Source organism: Corynebacterium kutscheri, assembly GCF_000980835.1.
GTDB classification, from domain to species: domain Bacteria; phylum Actinomycetota; class Actinomycetes; order Mycobacteriales; family Mycobacteriaceae; genus Corynebacterium; species Corynebacterium kutscheri.
The window spans coordinates 1,778,373-1,792,343 of sequence record NZ_CP011312.1 but is presented as its reverse complement, the minus strand read 5'-3'; the positions used below and the strand labels follow the sequence as shown (position 1 = coordinate 1,792,343).

Here is a 13,971-nt window from a genome sequence, read left to right as displayed (position 1 = left end):
TGTTTTTGCCCTGATGGTTTCCTCTAATACTGAAATAAACCGTTACTCTTATACATATGACCTTGTCCAAGAAAGAGTCCACAGCTGTAAAAACGGTAATTGTGCCAGCTGCTGGTTTAGGAACCCGTTTTCTACCGGCAACTAAAACGGTTCCTAAAGAGTTATTACCAGTTGTTGATACGCCAGGTATAGAGCTTATTGCTGAGGAAGCAGCCCAGTTAGGTGCACAGCGTCTTGCAATCATTACTGCACCGCAAAAGCAAGAAGTTCTCGACCACTTCAAAACTTTCTCCGAGTTGGAAGAAACCTTGGAAACTAGGGGCAAGGAACGTGAGCTAGAAAAAGTTCGTCGTGCAGCCACACTTATCCAGTCAGTCAGCGTGGTTCAAGAACACCCGCTGGGGTTAGGGCATGCCGTGAGTTTGGCTGAGTGGGTACTTGACGACGATGAAGATGTGGTGGCAGTTATGCTGCCGGATGATTTGGTGCTGCCAGTAGGCGTGCTTGAAAAGATGGTTGAAGTGCGTGAACAACTAGGTGGAAGCGTGTTATGCGCTTTCGATGTTCCGCGTGAGGAAGTTTATAATTACGGCGTTTTTGATATTGAGGAATCAACCTATCAGGGCGAGCATATAGTTAAAAAAGTGCGTGCAATGGTGGAAAAACCTTCTATTGAAGAAGCACCCTCAACGTTTGTAGCTACTGGTCGCTATTTGCTTGATCGGGCTATTTTTGATGCACTTGGTCGCATTACCCCAGGTAAAGGTGGTGAGCTACAGCTTACCGATGCCATTGCTTTGCTTATTGATGAAGGCCATCCAGTCCATATTGTGGTGCACGATGGTAAACGTCATGATCTAGGTAATCCCGGTGGATATATAGCAGCGGTAGTAGATTTTGGTTTGGCTAGTGACTATGGGCCATATCTGAAGAAGGCTCTTCGCGAAATTCTTGCTGAGCACGAGCAATAAAAAACTCGACGTACACCAGATTATCGTGAACACGGGTATCTGGCTTCAATAAGCCTTTTAGCTAAAGTAAGCCAACAAATAAGCATTTTTATCCTAGAAGTGCTCACCAGAGGTTAAGGAGTGCCGATATGCGACCGGTTGAGGAACAACTCGCACTCGTAATGCAAACAGCGATTGCCCCAGAGCCAGTGCGGATCGCAATAGCTGAGGCGCTGGGGTTAATGTGTGCGGAAGAAGTACAAGCCACCCGAGCATTACCGGGGTTCGACCAAGCAGCTATCGACGGTTATGCCATTCGCGCTGTCGATGTAGGTGGTGAGCGTGGTTTGGCACGAGGTGGTCAATTGCCACCTACCCCAGTGGAGGTTTCTTTGCCGGTAGTCGGTGAAGTAGCCGCTGGATCACAGCGCCCGTTGCGTTTACAACCCAAACAAGCTGTACGCGTGCATACTGGTGCGCCGCTTCCTTCCTTAGCGGATGCAGTTATTCCTTTAGAATGGACCGACCGTGGGCGTAAGCGAATGCAAGCTTTACGCCCGGTGCGCTCGGGTGAATTTGTTCGTCGCACTGGTGATGATATTCGTCCCGGTGATGTGGCGGTTAGTGAAGGCGCTATTTTAGGCCCGGCACATATTGGATTGTTAGCAGCTGTTGGCCGTGAGAAGGTTTTGGTGTATCCACAACCTCGGATGTCGGTTATTTCTGTTGGCCACGAATTAGTCGATGTTGATCGAGAGCCGGGTTTAGGTCAAGTCCTTGATGTGAATTCTTATGCGCTAGCCGCAGCTGGTAGGGAAGCTGGTGCAGATGTACACCGAGTAGGTATTGCAGCTGGTGAGCCTCGTCGATTGCGCGAAATTGTTGAGTCGCAAATGATCCGCAGTGAGATCATTGTTATTTCTGGTGCGGTGGGCGGATCAGGCAGTGAGTCAATGCGAAAAGTTCTCGAAGAACTCGGTGAGATCGATACCACTCGCGTTGCTATGCATCCTGGTTCGGTACAGGGTTTTGGTTTGATTGGCGACAAACAAATTCCGGTGTTTCTATTGCCTAGTAATCCGGTTTCCGCATTGGTTATTTTTGAAACTTTTATCCGCCCGATGGTTCGGGTCAGTGCTGGAAAGCGCAATGCGAAGCGTCGTTTGGTACGAGCCCGAGCATTAAATCACGTTCGTTCCAAGAAAGGACGGCAGGGTTTTATTCGTGCCCGGCTTATGCGTGATGCTGAAACCCAAGATTATCTGGTAGAAGGACTCGGTGGCGCAAATGGTGCCCCGGCACATTTGCTGGCTGGTTTAAGTGAAGCAAATGCTATGATTCGCATCCCAGAACAAATAACTGAGGTTCGTCCAGGCGATATTGTCGAAGTTGTCTTTTTATCCCAGAGCCGTTAAGTATTAGTTTTAATAGTGTGTTTCGTTTTTTAGAGCAGCTGCTGAAACCGCAGGCTCATTCCGCTTCTGGTGTGGTAGATCGTGTGCATCCAGGATGGCCAGAGTATACCCCGACGGTGGTTTTGCCTAACGACGAAAAACTGCGCCTTTATCCTATTCGATACACCGATGGTAAGCGCTGGTCTGCGCTAAGAATCGCTGATCAAGAAATATTGGAACCAGTTGAACCAACAGTACCGGTTAATTGGCCTAACGCTCATTCTGGTGGGGCTTGGCGTAATTATTTTTCTGGCATTCAACAAGCAGCTACCGCAGGATTAGCAATTCCATTTGTCATCGAACTAGAAGGACAGTTTGTCGGGCAAATTACCTTAGGAAATATTCAGCATGGAATTGTTTCTGATTGCTGGATCGGTTACTGGGTTACTAGCGAACACACTGGTAAAGGCGTTGCTACTGCTGCTTGCGCGCTAGGAGTCGATCATGCTTTTTCTCGCATCGGGGTGCACCGGGTTACTGCAACCTATTTGCCGGATAATCTCGCGTCGAAACGCGTTCTTGAGGCTAATGGTTTTCGTGAGGAAGGATATTTACAGCGTAATTTGCACATTAATGGCCAATGGCAGGATCATTTTTTAGTCGCTCAAACTGTGGAAGATTATCAAATAAGCTGTGTGGAGCGCCTGCGTAGACAGTCGAGGCTGCGTTAGGCTGGTTTACGGCGTGGCACGAAGAAAACGCTTATTGGCAAGATTAGTATTTCCCTGACATGGCAAAATTGTCGGCGGAAGGTAAAAATTCGTGACCAGCGCTCTGATTATCGGACTGATCATTGTGGTGTGGCTTTTTGTGCTTGCACCATGGCTGCTACGTAGCCAACGTCCAATCCGTAAAGCTGGTGATGGTTTTGATGAAACCCACGTTGTTTTTGCCGGTGGTTCAAAAACACCAGTTCATGCTCCTCGTCCGCGCTTGCGCCCCCGGTTGGAGAGACAAAATAGCGACGAAGAATTAGCTTTCGAAGATCAAGCTGACCAAGCTGAGGAAGAAATCCTGGTTGATGATGCCCCAGAGCATGACTTTGAATCAGTAATTAATGCCGCAAAAGAAAAAATTTCTCTTCGCCGTGACGAATCTGATCGTAACCAACAATTAGTCGAAGAGATTATCGACGGCGATATTGTCGAAGAATTACCGGTGGCTCACTATGATGAAGAAACCACTGAGGTAGAAAACGACTATGCGCTCGACTATGACGACTACGACGAAGTTGCTGGCTACTACCACTATGATGATGCATATGCTTCACCAGAAGATCTTATGTATTCCGATACTGAAGATACTGTAGACGAAGAACAGACCACCGCAGTTGCGGTGGATCCCGCAGTAGCAGAAGAAGCGGTAGAACTTAACGATGAACTCACCGATGAAGAGTTTGATTTTGCTCAGTCGCGCCGGGGTGCCTGGAAACCTGAAATTGAACGTGCAGCACGATTAGAGCGAAATCGTCGTAGAATGCGTACCCTCATCGGGTTAGGCGTTACCGTAGTAGCCACTATTATTACTGCTGTATTTGTTGGCGGTTGGAGCTGGTTCGCAGCTGCATTAGCACTGCTATTGACTGGTATGTATATGTATGCGCTACGTAAACAGGTAGTTGCCGAAGAGAAGTTGCATCGCCGTCGAGTGCAGATGCTTCGTCGTGCAGCTCTTGGTGTGCGTACTGCTTATGATGACGATTTGGGGATTCCTCAGCGTTTGCGCCATCCGGGCGCAGTAGTGCTAGAAGTCGATGATGAAAGCCCTGATTTTGAAGAGCTTGATATGGTGAGCTACACCGATGATGGCATAGATGATGACTATGATGAGATTGGTACTCGCCGCGTAGGCTAAAGATGCATTAATGCAAGGTGAGGCAGGACAAATGAACAAACCGATTACTCGAGACGGCGCACTACTATTTTTGCGCGCTGTATTGGGCATCGTTTTTGTTGCCCACGGTTATGATAAATTTTTTCGCACCGGGCTAACCCATACTACCGAGCAATTTATTGAAATCGGCGTGCCACAGCCAAAACTGAGCGCCTATGTAGCGGCTACTTCTGAACTAGTAGGCGGTAGTCTGCTTATCTTTGGTCTTCTTACCACTTTTGTTGCTGGTGCACTCGCTATATATATGATCGCGGCTATTTATTTTGTGCATTTAGATACCGGATTTTTTATTACAAATGATGGTTTTGAATACCCCTTGGTGCTTATTACCGCACTATTAATGATTGTTGTTTTTGGCTCGGGTCGAGCTAGTCTCGATGAGGTGTTGCTTCGTGTTGACCTGTGAGCAGGTTCAAGCCGCACTATCAGCACAACTCGACGGCGAACCGAGCCCACTTGATAGCGATCTTATTGATGTCCATGTAGCTGGATGCGCTCAGTGTCGCGCCTTTTATGATCGTGCCGCCGATGTGAATCGCCTTTTTGCATTTAACGATGTAGAAATAAACGTTCCGGATCTTTCTGATGAGATTCTCGCCGGGGTGGAATCAACGTGGCGTCGCCAAGTGACAACTCGAACCCTTAATGCTTTTTTATCCCGAATTGCCATGGTTATTGTTGGTGTGGGTTGGGTTTTATGGGCAATAGCTTTGCTTATGACAAACGCCACTGATACCAGTAGTGCGGTAGTAGTTGATCCTTACTATATGCGGGTGGCAATGGAGACGGTAAGTTTGCGTTGTGCTATTGGTTTTGGTCTTTTGTTTACTAGCTGGCAACCACGCGTAGCTGGGGGATTATTGCCAATGATGGGGGCATTATGGATGTTTAGTTTTGGTTTTGCGGTGCGTGATTTTGCTCTTGGTCAGCTTAATCAAGAAACGCTTACTTATCTTCTTCTCGTGTTATTTTCGTTGCTGGTTTTATTGTGGAACTGGTCGGTATCACATGGGTGGGTGTATGTCAGTTCATTGATTCGTTCCCTTGGGGCGGCACCACATTCTTAACTACTGATATTAAAAAAGCCTATCGACGTTGAGCTAGTGTCGATAGGCTTCTTTTGTGTAGTGATTAGCGCCAGCTAGGCAACCACATCATGTCCTCATAGAAAGAGTTCGGGATGGGATAGCCATAAAAAAGCGCAGAAAAATACACAAACATTGCTGCTACTAAGGCCAAATACCCAATGACTATCATTGAGCCAGTGGTCAGCTCTAATTTTTTGAAGCGTATTTTCTTTCCATAGGCCACTAAATTCCCTAAGGCTAGCGAGATCATCACGATGGTAAAAGGTACTAATGCAGTGGCGTAGAAGAAATACATTTGGCGATCATAAGCAGCTAACCAAGGCAAAAACCCAGCTAAGAATGTGACAACTGGTACGAGGTAGCGTAGATCTTTACGGATAATCAAAGACCACAGTGCCCAGCACATAATTGGAACCGTCAGCCACCAAATTGCTGGGGTACCAAAAAGATAAATCATGCGTCGACATTCGCCTTCGCAATCTACATCGGTAACCGAGTAGTACAAAATTGGTCGTACTGCAGCCAACCAGGCCCATGGCTTGGAATCCCACGGGTGTGAATGCCCGGAAGAACTAGTCAGCGAGGCATGGAATTCTAATACTGATGAGTGATAATACAACCAGCCAGCGATTGGTTCCGGCAACTTAGCTAAAAAACCATCCGAACTAATTGTGCCATTGCTTAAGGCATGCCGATACACTGAGGTTTCTTCAGCAAACCATGCCCGCCAGCTCCAAATATAAAGAGCAACAGGAAGCAGTACTAGGGAAGCGAAAGCAGCGAATGCATCGCGGACAAGCGTACCGATAAAAGCCTGTGGTACACCATATTTACGACGCAGTAGATAATCCATGCCTACCGCTAGGAGACCAAAAAATGTCATGTAGTATAGCCCCGACCACTTCACGGAAAGAGAGAGACCAAGAAAAACGCCGCAAGTAAATCGCCACCAACGGAACCCAAGCCGAGGGCCAAAGTGAGTGCTTATTTTTTGCTCCACCCATGCGGTATAAAGACGTTTATCCATTTGCTGATGGTCACGAATAAGCGCCCACGCGGCAGCAACAATAAAAGTGACCTGGAAGATATCGAGCATGCCGAATCGTGAGGTAACCAAGAGTACGCCGTCGAAAAGCGCTAGGATGCCAGCAAAACTAGCAACCACGGTGGAATGGCTCAGCCTGCGGGCAATAGCCATAATAAGAAGTACCGTAACCACCCCGAAGCACGCGGACATGACTCGCCAACCTAACGGGGTATAGCCGAAGATCATTTCGCCAAAAGCTTCGATTTGTTTAGCCAGGGGAGGGTGTACCACTAACCCATAACCGGGATTAGACTCAATGCCACCAGTAAGCGGATTAAGCCAAGATTCCACTATGTCCCAGGCTTGAGGAACATAGTGTTTCTCATCAAAAACCGGGGTATTGGAGGCCGTAGCTGAACTAAGACCAATAAACCGGGTAATTAGCGCGAGAATCGCGATAAGCAATGTGGATTGGGTGTCCTGCCGGGTCCAGATAAACGGCACGGGCGCGTTTGGCGCCCGGAGATGTTCAAAACGTCCGCGGGGTAGAGAGGGGGCTTGAGTACTCACGGAAGATATTCTATGTGTTGGCGTAGCAATAGTCAGTTTTGCCCGAGAGTTTGTACTTTCCAGTCCGAAGAAAACTGGTGACATGTACATCATCATTATGCTCTAGTAGAAGCCTTACTAATGAGTATGCTGGCTAGGACATGCTGTTATGCCAAAAGAATCGAATATATACAGAAATTGCTATAAAACGATCGACAATAAGGAAATGTTGTAATTTTGTTATATTGTGTCTTGGGTTACAGGTATAGCCAGCGGCTTTAGTGAAATTTAAGGCAAGAAAATGCCTGCGAAAAGCATTAATAAGTTATGTATTAGCTGCTAGCAATTTCCAATGTTCAAGCTTATAGGAACAATGGAAGGCATGACTGATCAAGAGAAACCACAAGAAGCTAACTCTGATACGAGTTTCTCGGAGACTACAGCAACCGAACAATTGGCCACTATGTTGGCAGGCCGTGAGGTGATTGAAGAACACGCGGCACAACCAGAAGAAGAAATTATCTACGAGGGAGAAGACGAAGACGCCAAAATTGATTTTAAGGTAGCGATTCCTGCGGTAGCAATTGTATTAGGAGTTGTTATTTGGGGATTGTTAGCCGGGGATAGCTTTTCGACGTTCGCCTCAACCGGATTAAGTTGGGTAGTGACTAACCTTGGCTGGGCGTTTATCCTATTTAGTAGCGTTTTCCTTTTCTTTGCTATAGCCCTTGCCGTGAGTAATTTTGGCACCATTAAACTTGGTCGCACCGATGAAGCCCCAGAATTTTCTACGGTGAGCTGGATCGCCATGATGTTTGCCGCCGGTATGGGCATTGGTTTGATGTTCTATGGTGTTGCCGAGCCACTGAATCATTATCTCAACGGTGTGCCAGGACATGACGCCAATAATGTTGGCCAGGCTATGAGCGCAACCTTGCTGCACTGGACATTGCACCCGTGGGCAATTTATGGCATTTTTGGCCTCGCAATTGCTTATTCCACTTTCCGTTTGGGGCGTCGTCAGTTACTGAGTTCTGCCTTTACTCCGCTTCTTGGTGAACGTGGGGCAAAAGGCTGGCCGGGCAGAATTATTGATATTTTGGCAATTGTGGCCACTATCTTTGGTACCGCATGTTCTTTAGGTGTTGGTGCAACCCAGATTAGTGCTGGTCTTACCGCTGCTGGCATTGTTGAAAATCCAGCTATGGGCACCATTATTGCCATCGTTGCCGTGCTTACCTTAGCCTTTTTACTTTCTGCCATGTCGGGTGTGGGCAAAGGTATTCAATACGTATCCAATGCAAATATGATCCTGGCAGCGATCCTTGCCATTTTCGTTTTCATTGTCGGACCAACTGTATCTATTCTCAATTTCATCCCTGGATCTATTGGTGCATATCTATCAAATTTCTTTGAGATGATTGGACGTACTGCTGAGTCTGCTAACGGTAGCGCAGGCGACTTCTTAAGTTCCTGGACTATTTTCTACTGGGCATGGTGGATTTCCTGGAGCCCATTTGTTGGCATGTTTCTCGCTCGTATTTCGCGCGGGCGCACCATTAGAGAATTCTTATTTGGTGTTATTTTAGTGCCCTCAGTGGTATCAGTGGTGTGGTTCGCTATTTTCGGTGGTACAGCAATCCACCTTGAACAAAAGGGACGTTCCATCTATGGTGACGGCTCTGCGGCAAACCAACTTTTTGCCTTATTGCATGAATTCCCGGGTGGCCAGGTCATGGGAGTTGTTGCGGTGATCTTATTAGGTACTTTCTTTGTTACTTCTGCAGACTCTGCATCCACTGTGATGGGTTCGATGAGTCAAGGCGGGCAAACCGATGCTAATAAATATGTTTCCGCTATGTGGGGCGCATTGGTAGCAGTTATTGGTGTGGTTATGTTGGTTTCTGGTGGCGATAATGTATTAAGTAATTTGCAAAATATTACTATTGTGGCCGCTACGCCTTTCCTCTTAGTAATTTTCTTGCTGATGTTTGCTATTTTGCAGGATTTGCGTAACGACGAAATCTACCTCGACTATCGCGAGCAACAACGCTTTGCTTCTCGTCTTGCTAGGGAACGTCGGATTCATATTGAGCACGAAAAACGAGAGCGGGCTAAAAAGCGTCGCCAACAACAACGCACTCAGAAACACCAGAAAAATAAACTTAAGGCATAACAGCTTGGCTGTGAAGTATGCGGATAGCCCTCAGTAGGAATACTGGGGGCTATTTATCTGTATAGCTAGGTGGCAAGTTGGTTTTGCTAGCAGCCTTCATGTCAGACTAGAGGCTATGACTAATTCGGCTGCCCAAGCAGTAGCACCTTTGCCGCGCGGTATTATCCTAGCGGCCACCCCACTAGGCAATATTGGTGATGCCTCGCCTAGATTAAAACAAGCATTAGCCGAAGCCGACTACATTGCAGCAGAAGATACTCGGCGCACCCGTCAGTTAGCCCTAGCACTGGGGGTTGACATTCGTGGACAGGTGCTTAGCAATTTTGACCATAATGAAGACGGTCGGGCGCAACAGTTAATTGACTATGCTCGACATGCAACAGTTGTGGTTGTTACCGATGCTGGAATGCCCTTGGTTTCTGATCCTGGATTTGCATTAGTGGAAAAAGCACACGATGCTGGTATCCCTATTACTTGTTTTCCAGGTCCTTCAGCGGTAACTACCGCGTTGGCATTATCGGGTTTGCAGGTGGGTAAATTTGCTTTCGATGGTTTTGCGCCACGTAAAAGCGGGCAAAGACGTAGCTGGTTGGAATCTTTACGCACTGAAACTCGCACGGTATGTTTTTTCGAGTCTCCGCACCGCATTGCCGATACTTTGGCACAAGCTGTTGAAGTTTTAGGTCCAGATCGCAGGGCAGCAGTTGTGCGTGAATTGACCAAAACCTTTGAAGAGGTCAAACGTGCTAGTTTGGCAGAACTAGCCCAGTGGGCAAGCGGGGGCTTGCGCGGAGAAATCACTGTTGTTATTGAAGGGGTTCGTACCGCAGTACTACGTGATGTTAGCGAGCTTGTTGACGAGGTAGAACAATTAGTAACAACAGGACAGCGGCTTAAAGATGCCTGTAGTCAAGTGGCAAAAGAATATGGCGTACGTAAGAAAGAGCTGTATGACGCAGTTTTAAAGGCTCGCTGATAAGGTAGGTAGCTATGAATAATGTGCTCGTCTCCGTCGCTTGGCCATATGCCAACGGCCCTCGCCACATTGGACACGTGGCAGGTTTTGGTGTTCCCTCAGATGTTTTTGCTCGTTATCAGCGAATGCGCGGTGCAAATGTTCTTATGGTTTCGGGCACCGATGAGCACGGTACGCCGTTGTTGGTGCAAGCCGATAAAGAAGGCGTCACAGTTAAAGAACTTGCCGATCGCTATAATCGTCAAATTGTCGAAGATCTCACTGGTTTGGGCTTAAGCTACGACCTTTTCACACGCACAACTACTCGTAACCACTATGCGATTGTGCAGCAGTTGTTTAAAGGTTTGTACCAAAACGGGTACATGATCAAAGAAACCACTATGGGAGCGATCTCACCCTCGACGGGACGCACTCTTCCTGATCGTTATATTGAAGGTACCTGTCCGATTTGTGGCACTGAAGGTGCCCGGGGAGATCAGTGTGATACCTGCGGTAATCAGCTAGATCCGGCTGACCTTATTAACCCAGTTTCTAAGATCAATGGTGAAACGCCAGAGTTTATTGAAACTGAGCATTTTTTGCTTGATCTTCCCGCACTAGCTGAAGCCTTAGGCCAGTGGTTAGCAGGTCGACAAGACTGGCGACCTAATGTACTGAAGTTCTCCTTGAATCTGCTAGAAGATCTACGTCCGCGTGCCATGAGCCGCGATATTGATTGGGGTATTCCAATTCCTGTGGAAGGTTGGGAGAATAATCCATCGAAGAAGCTTTATGTGTGGTTTGATGCGGTTGTTGGTTATCTCTCTGCTTCTATTGAATGGGCATATCGCAGTGGCCAACCAGATGCTTGGCAGCAGTGGTGGCTGAATCCTGAAGCGCGCTCATATTATTTTATGGGCAAAGATAATATTACTTTTCACTCTCAGATTTGGCCAGCAGAACTATTGGGCTATCAGGGTAAAGGTGCTAAAGGCGGCCAGGCAGGAGAACTAGGCGAGCTTAATCTTCCCACCGAGGTTGTGTCTTCAGAGTTTCTTACGATGAGTGGCTCGAAGTTTTCTTCGTCGAAAGGCGTAGTTATCTATGTGAAGGATTTCTTAAAGGAGTTCGGCCCTGATCCATTGCGCTATTTCATTGCGGTTGCTGGCCCAGAAAATAATGACACCGATTTCACCTGGGATGAATTTGTCCGTCGGATTAATAATGAGCTAGCTAATGGCTGGGGCAATCTAGTTAACCGTACTGTGTCTATGGCGCATAAGAATTTCGGTGAAGTGCCTACCCCAGGCGAGCTAACAGATAGTGATAAGCGCATTTTAGAACTCGCTGAATCTACCATGGCTGAGGTAGGTGCTGCATTAGAACAGTCTAAGTTTAAGCAGGGAATTACTGCGATTATGCATGTAGTCGGTGAGGCGAATGCGTATATTGCTGAACACGAGCCATGGAAATTAGCTAAAGATGATGCTCAGCGCGAACGTTTAGCCACTGTTTTGTGGACAGCATTACAAGTGGTAAGCGATTGTAATGTCATGCTTACCCCATATCTGCCTCACATCGCCCAACAAGTACATGAGACTTTAGGTCGAAGTGGGGTATGGGCAGCGCGTCCAGAGATTCGAGAAGTCAGTGATGATCAAGACGTAGAGCTAGTAGGGGTGAATCTGCCTGAAAAAGGACAGACCTATCCGATAATTACCGGCGACTACACCACTCAGCAAGCTCGCTGGGAGCGAATTGATATGGTGCCAGCAACGCCATTGGCTAAGCCTAAGCCACTGATTGCCAAGCTTGATCCTGAGCTTGGCCAGACTGGTCCAGAGTGGGCAGCAATCAAGTAGGGTAACTATGGCTAAGAAAAAACCTCGCCCACTACCAGTTCCGGCCGAGTTCATTCCAGAGCTTGTCGACGCTCATACACATTTGGCTTCCTGTGTGGATCCAGCAGCTGAGCTTATCGCGCGTGCTCAAGCAGCAGGTGTGGCTAAGTTATGCACAGTTGGCGATGGTTTAGCAGAGGCAGAACAGGCATTGGCTACCGCTCGGGATTTCGCCAATGTCTATGCTGCCTGTGCGATTCACCCTACCCGTGCACAAGAGCTTGATGATGCGGCCCGTCAACGCCTTACGCATATGGCTGCTGATCCCAAGTGTGTGGCTATTGGTGAAACCGGGTTAGATACTTATTGGTTGCGCCATGCCCCTGAGCAAACTGCTGATCTAGATACTCAGATCGAGGCCTTGCACTGGCATGTGCAGTTAGCACTGTCAGTAAATAAGGCGCTGATGATTCATAATCGGGAAGCTGACACAGAACTGCTGGATGTGCTTGCCGGTCTTGAAAACCCTGTGGCAACTATTTTGCATTGTTTTTCTTCGCCATTAGATATCGCTAAAAAAGCACTTGATCGTGGTTATGTGCTTAGTTTTGCTGGAAATATTACGTTTAAGCGCAATGAGGAGCTACGAGAAATTGCACGTATGGCGCCATTAGCGCAAATTCTTATCGAAACCGATGCACCATATATGACCCCCGAGCCTTTCCGCGGAGCGCGTAATGAACCTAGCCTTATTGGTCACACTGCATTATGTGTAGCTGAGATGCGAGGTATGCCAGTAGCAGATTTTGCTCATGCGGTATCAGATAATTTTGATCGCGTATATGGCTTAGGATAGACACTTCTAAGTCGCTTAAGGTAAGGTCAAAACCTGTTTGTAACTCCAAATAGGAAAGAAGACTATACGTGAAAACGTCAAAGATTGTCGCCTGCGCGATAGCAGTTACTGCCGCCTTGGGGTTGGCAAGCTGCTCCGGCGGCGAATCTACCACCACATCTGATGCTACTGCTGCAACCACCACCGTTAAGGCAGCAGAGGGCGCATTCCCAGTATCTATTGAGACCAAGTTTGGTGAAGTTACCATCACCGAACAACCACAACGCGTTGTTGCGTTAGGCTGGGGCGATGCGGAAACCGCATTATCTTTGGGTATCCAACCAGTTGGTGTATCTGATTGGTTAGGTTTCGGCGGTAATGGTGTTGGGCCATGGGTGAGTGAAGAATTTGAGCAGTCTCCAGAGATTTTGGGAACCACTGAGCTTAAGTACGAGGCTATTGCCGCATTGCAGCCAGATTTGATTTTGGATGTGCGTAGTTCAGGCGATCAGGATCGCTACAACACTTTGTCTGCTATTGCGCCAGTTGTAGGTGTACCAGCTGATGGTGATAATTGGTTGACCACTCGTGAACAGCAAGTAACCATGATTGCTGCCGCCTTGGGTAAACAAGCAGAAGGAACCCAGCAATTAGCCGATCTGGATGCACGGATTGAAAGTATTGCTAGTGCACACCCACAATGGTCGCAGCGTAGCGTATCGGTATTGGCAAAGACCTCTGAAGCATGGGGTGCGTATAAATCTGGCGATGCTCGTATGGATCTGCTGCTTGATCTTGGTTTCCAAGAGAACCCATGGGTTGCGGCTGAAGGCGAGAAAAACGATAGCTTCTATGTCACGGTTTCTGCGGAAAATCTTTCGCAAACAAATTCCGATATTGTTTTTGCCTTGCCAATTGGTGTGAGTGCGCAAGAACTTGAAGCTGATGCTGCATGGCGCGCATTGCCTGCAGTTACTGATGGTAAATATGTTGTTGTAGATGGTGAGCTTGCACAGGCATTCTCTATTGGTACGGTTGAGGCTACCAATTACGCTTTGGATATTCTAGAACCACAGTTAGCTGAGTTGGCAGGTTAAATTAATCGGTAGTTGTGGGGCGTTGCGACGCCTTTAATAAGAACTACACAGTAGGGCACATGTGACATGTGCCCTATTTTTTTGTTCTTTTTAGTTATTTTTGTGA

General features: G+C 47.5%; 12 protein-coding genes. 11 read left to right on the top strand and 1 reads right to left on the bottom strand.

Going from position 1 to position 13,971, the window contains the following annotated elements; all coding sequences use genetic code 11:
- Positions 1–56: 56 nt before the first annotated feature.
- From UL82_RS08180 to UL82_RS08155, 6 genes are all read left to right on the top strand, one after another.
- Positions 57–971, top strand: coding sequence for a UTP--glucose-1-phosphate uridylyltransferase (locus tag UL82_RS08180; RefSeq protein WP_046440301.1), 915 nt, complete (start codon positions 57–59; stop codon positions 969–971).
- 128 nt (positions 972–1,099) lie between these two features.
- Complete coding sequence (gene glp, locus UL82_RS08175) at positions 1,100–2,365, top strand: molybdotransferase-like divisome protein Glp (protein ID WP_046440299.1); 1,266 nt, start codon at positions 1,100–1,102, stop codon at positions 2,363–2,365.
- A 17-nt stretch (positions 2,366–2,382) separates the two neighbouring features.
- On the top strand, positions 2,383–3,075 hold the full coding sequence (locus UL82_RS08170) for a GNAT family N-acetyltransferase (protein ID WP_232009464.1): 693 nt from the start codon (positions 2,383–2,385) through the stop codon (positions 3,073–3,075).
- Between the two features lie 91 nt (positions 3,076–3,166).
- Positions 3,167–4,258, top strand: a complete 1,092-nt coding sequence (gene sepX / locus UL82_RS08165; protein ID WP_046440297.1) for a divisome protein SepX/GlpR — start codon at positions 3,167–3,169, stop codon at positions 4,256–4,258.
- A gap of 31 nt (positions 4,259–4,289) precedes the next feature.
- A complete protein-coding gene (locus UL82_RS08160; protein ID WP_046441397.1) occupies positions 4,290–4,703 on the top strand; it encodes a DoxX family protein in 414 nt (137 codons plus the stop codon).
- Entirely contained in the window at positions 4,690–5,364 is a 675-nt protein-coding gene (locus tag UL82_RS08155) for a zf-HC2 domain-containing protein (RefSeq protein ID WP_046440295.1), read from the top strand. Before UL82_RS08160 ends, UL82_RS08155 begins: the two co-directional genes overlap by 14 nt.
- 64 nt (positions 5,365–5,428) lie before the next feature.
- Here UL82_RS08155 and UL82_RS08150 read toward each other — a convergent pair whose 3' ends face one another.
- Positions 5,429–6,982 carry a dolichyl-phosphate-mannose--protein mannosyltransferase gene (locus tag UL82_RS08150; protein ID WP_046440293.1) on the bottom strand — a complete coding sequence of 518 codons (1,554 nt, stop codon included), beginning with the start codon at positions 6,980–6,982 and terminating at the stop codon, positions 5,429–5,431.
- Between the two features lie 361 nt (positions 6,983–7,343).
- Between UL82_RS08150 and UL82_RS08145 the strand changes: the two genes are divergently transcribed.
- From UL82_RS08145 to UL82_RS08125, 5 genes are all read left to right on the top strand, one after another.
- On the top strand, positions 7,344–9,137 hold the full coding sequence (locus tag UL82_RS08145) for a BCCT family transporter (protein WP_232009463.1): 1,794 nt from the start codon (positions 7,344–7,346) through the stop codon (positions 9,135–9,137).
- Positions 9,138–9,252: 115 nt separating this feature from the next.
- Positions 9,253–10,113 (top strand): 16S rRNA (cytidine(1402)-2'-O)-methyltransferase, encoded by an 861-nt coding sequence (gene rsmI / locus UL82_RS08140; RefSeq protein WP_046440292.1) that lies wholly within the window; start codon positions 9,253–9,255, stop codon positions 10,111–10,113.
- Positions 10,114–10,127: 14 nt separating this feature from the next.
- A complete protein-coding gene (gene metG, locus UL82_RS08135) occupies positions 10,128–11,954 on the top strand; it encodes a methionine--tRNA ligase (RefSeq protein WP_046440290.1) in 1,827 nt (608 codons plus the stop codon).
- A 7-nt stretch (positions 11,955–11,961) separates the two neighbouring features.
- Positions 11,962–12,789, top strand: a complete 828-nt coding sequence (locus tag UL82_RS08130) for a TatD family hydrolase (RefSeq protein ID WP_046440289.1) — start codon at positions 11,962–11,964, stop codon at positions 12,787–12,789.
- Positions 12,790–12,857: 68 nt separating this feature from the next.
- Positions 12,858–13,865 carry an iron-siderophore ABC transporter substrate-binding protein gene (locus tag UL82_RS08125; protein ID WP_046440287.1) on the top strand — a complete coding sequence of 336 codons (1,008 nt, stop codon included), beginning with the start codon at positions 12,858–12,860 and terminating at the stop codon, positions 13,863–13,865.
- The last annotated feature ends 106 nt before the right edge of the window (positions 13,866–13,971 follow it).

Excerpts from the sequence above, each read along its gene's own strand:
- UL82_RS08180 (WP_046440301.1), top strand. The coding sequence starts at position 57 with ATGACCTTGTCCAAGAAAGAGTCCACAGCTGTAAAAACGGTAATTGTG.
- glp (WP_046440299.1), top strand. The coding sequence starts at position 1,100 with ATGCGACCGGTTGAGGAACAACTCGCACTCGTAATGCAAACAGCGATT.
- UL82_RS08160 (WP_046441397.1), top strand. The coding sequence starts at position 4,290 with ATGAACAAACCGATTACTCGAGACGGCGCACTACTATTTTTGCGCGCT.
- UL82_RS08145 (WP_232009463.1), top strand. The coding sequence starts at position 7,344 with ATGACTGATCAAGAGAAACCACAAGAAGCTAACTCTGATACGAGTTTC.
- rsmI (WP_046440292.1), top strand. The coding sequence starts at position 9,253 with ATGACTAATTCGGCTGCCCAAGCAGTAGCACCTTTGCCGCGCGGTATT.
- metG (WP_046440290.1), top strand. The coding sequence starts at position 10,128 with ATGAATAATGTGCTCGTCTCCGTCGCTTGGCCATATGCCAACGGCCCT.
- UL82_RS08130 (WP_046440289.1), top strand. The coding sequence starts at position 11,962 with ATGGCTAAGAAAAAACCTCGCCCACTACCAGTTCCGGCCGAGTTCATT.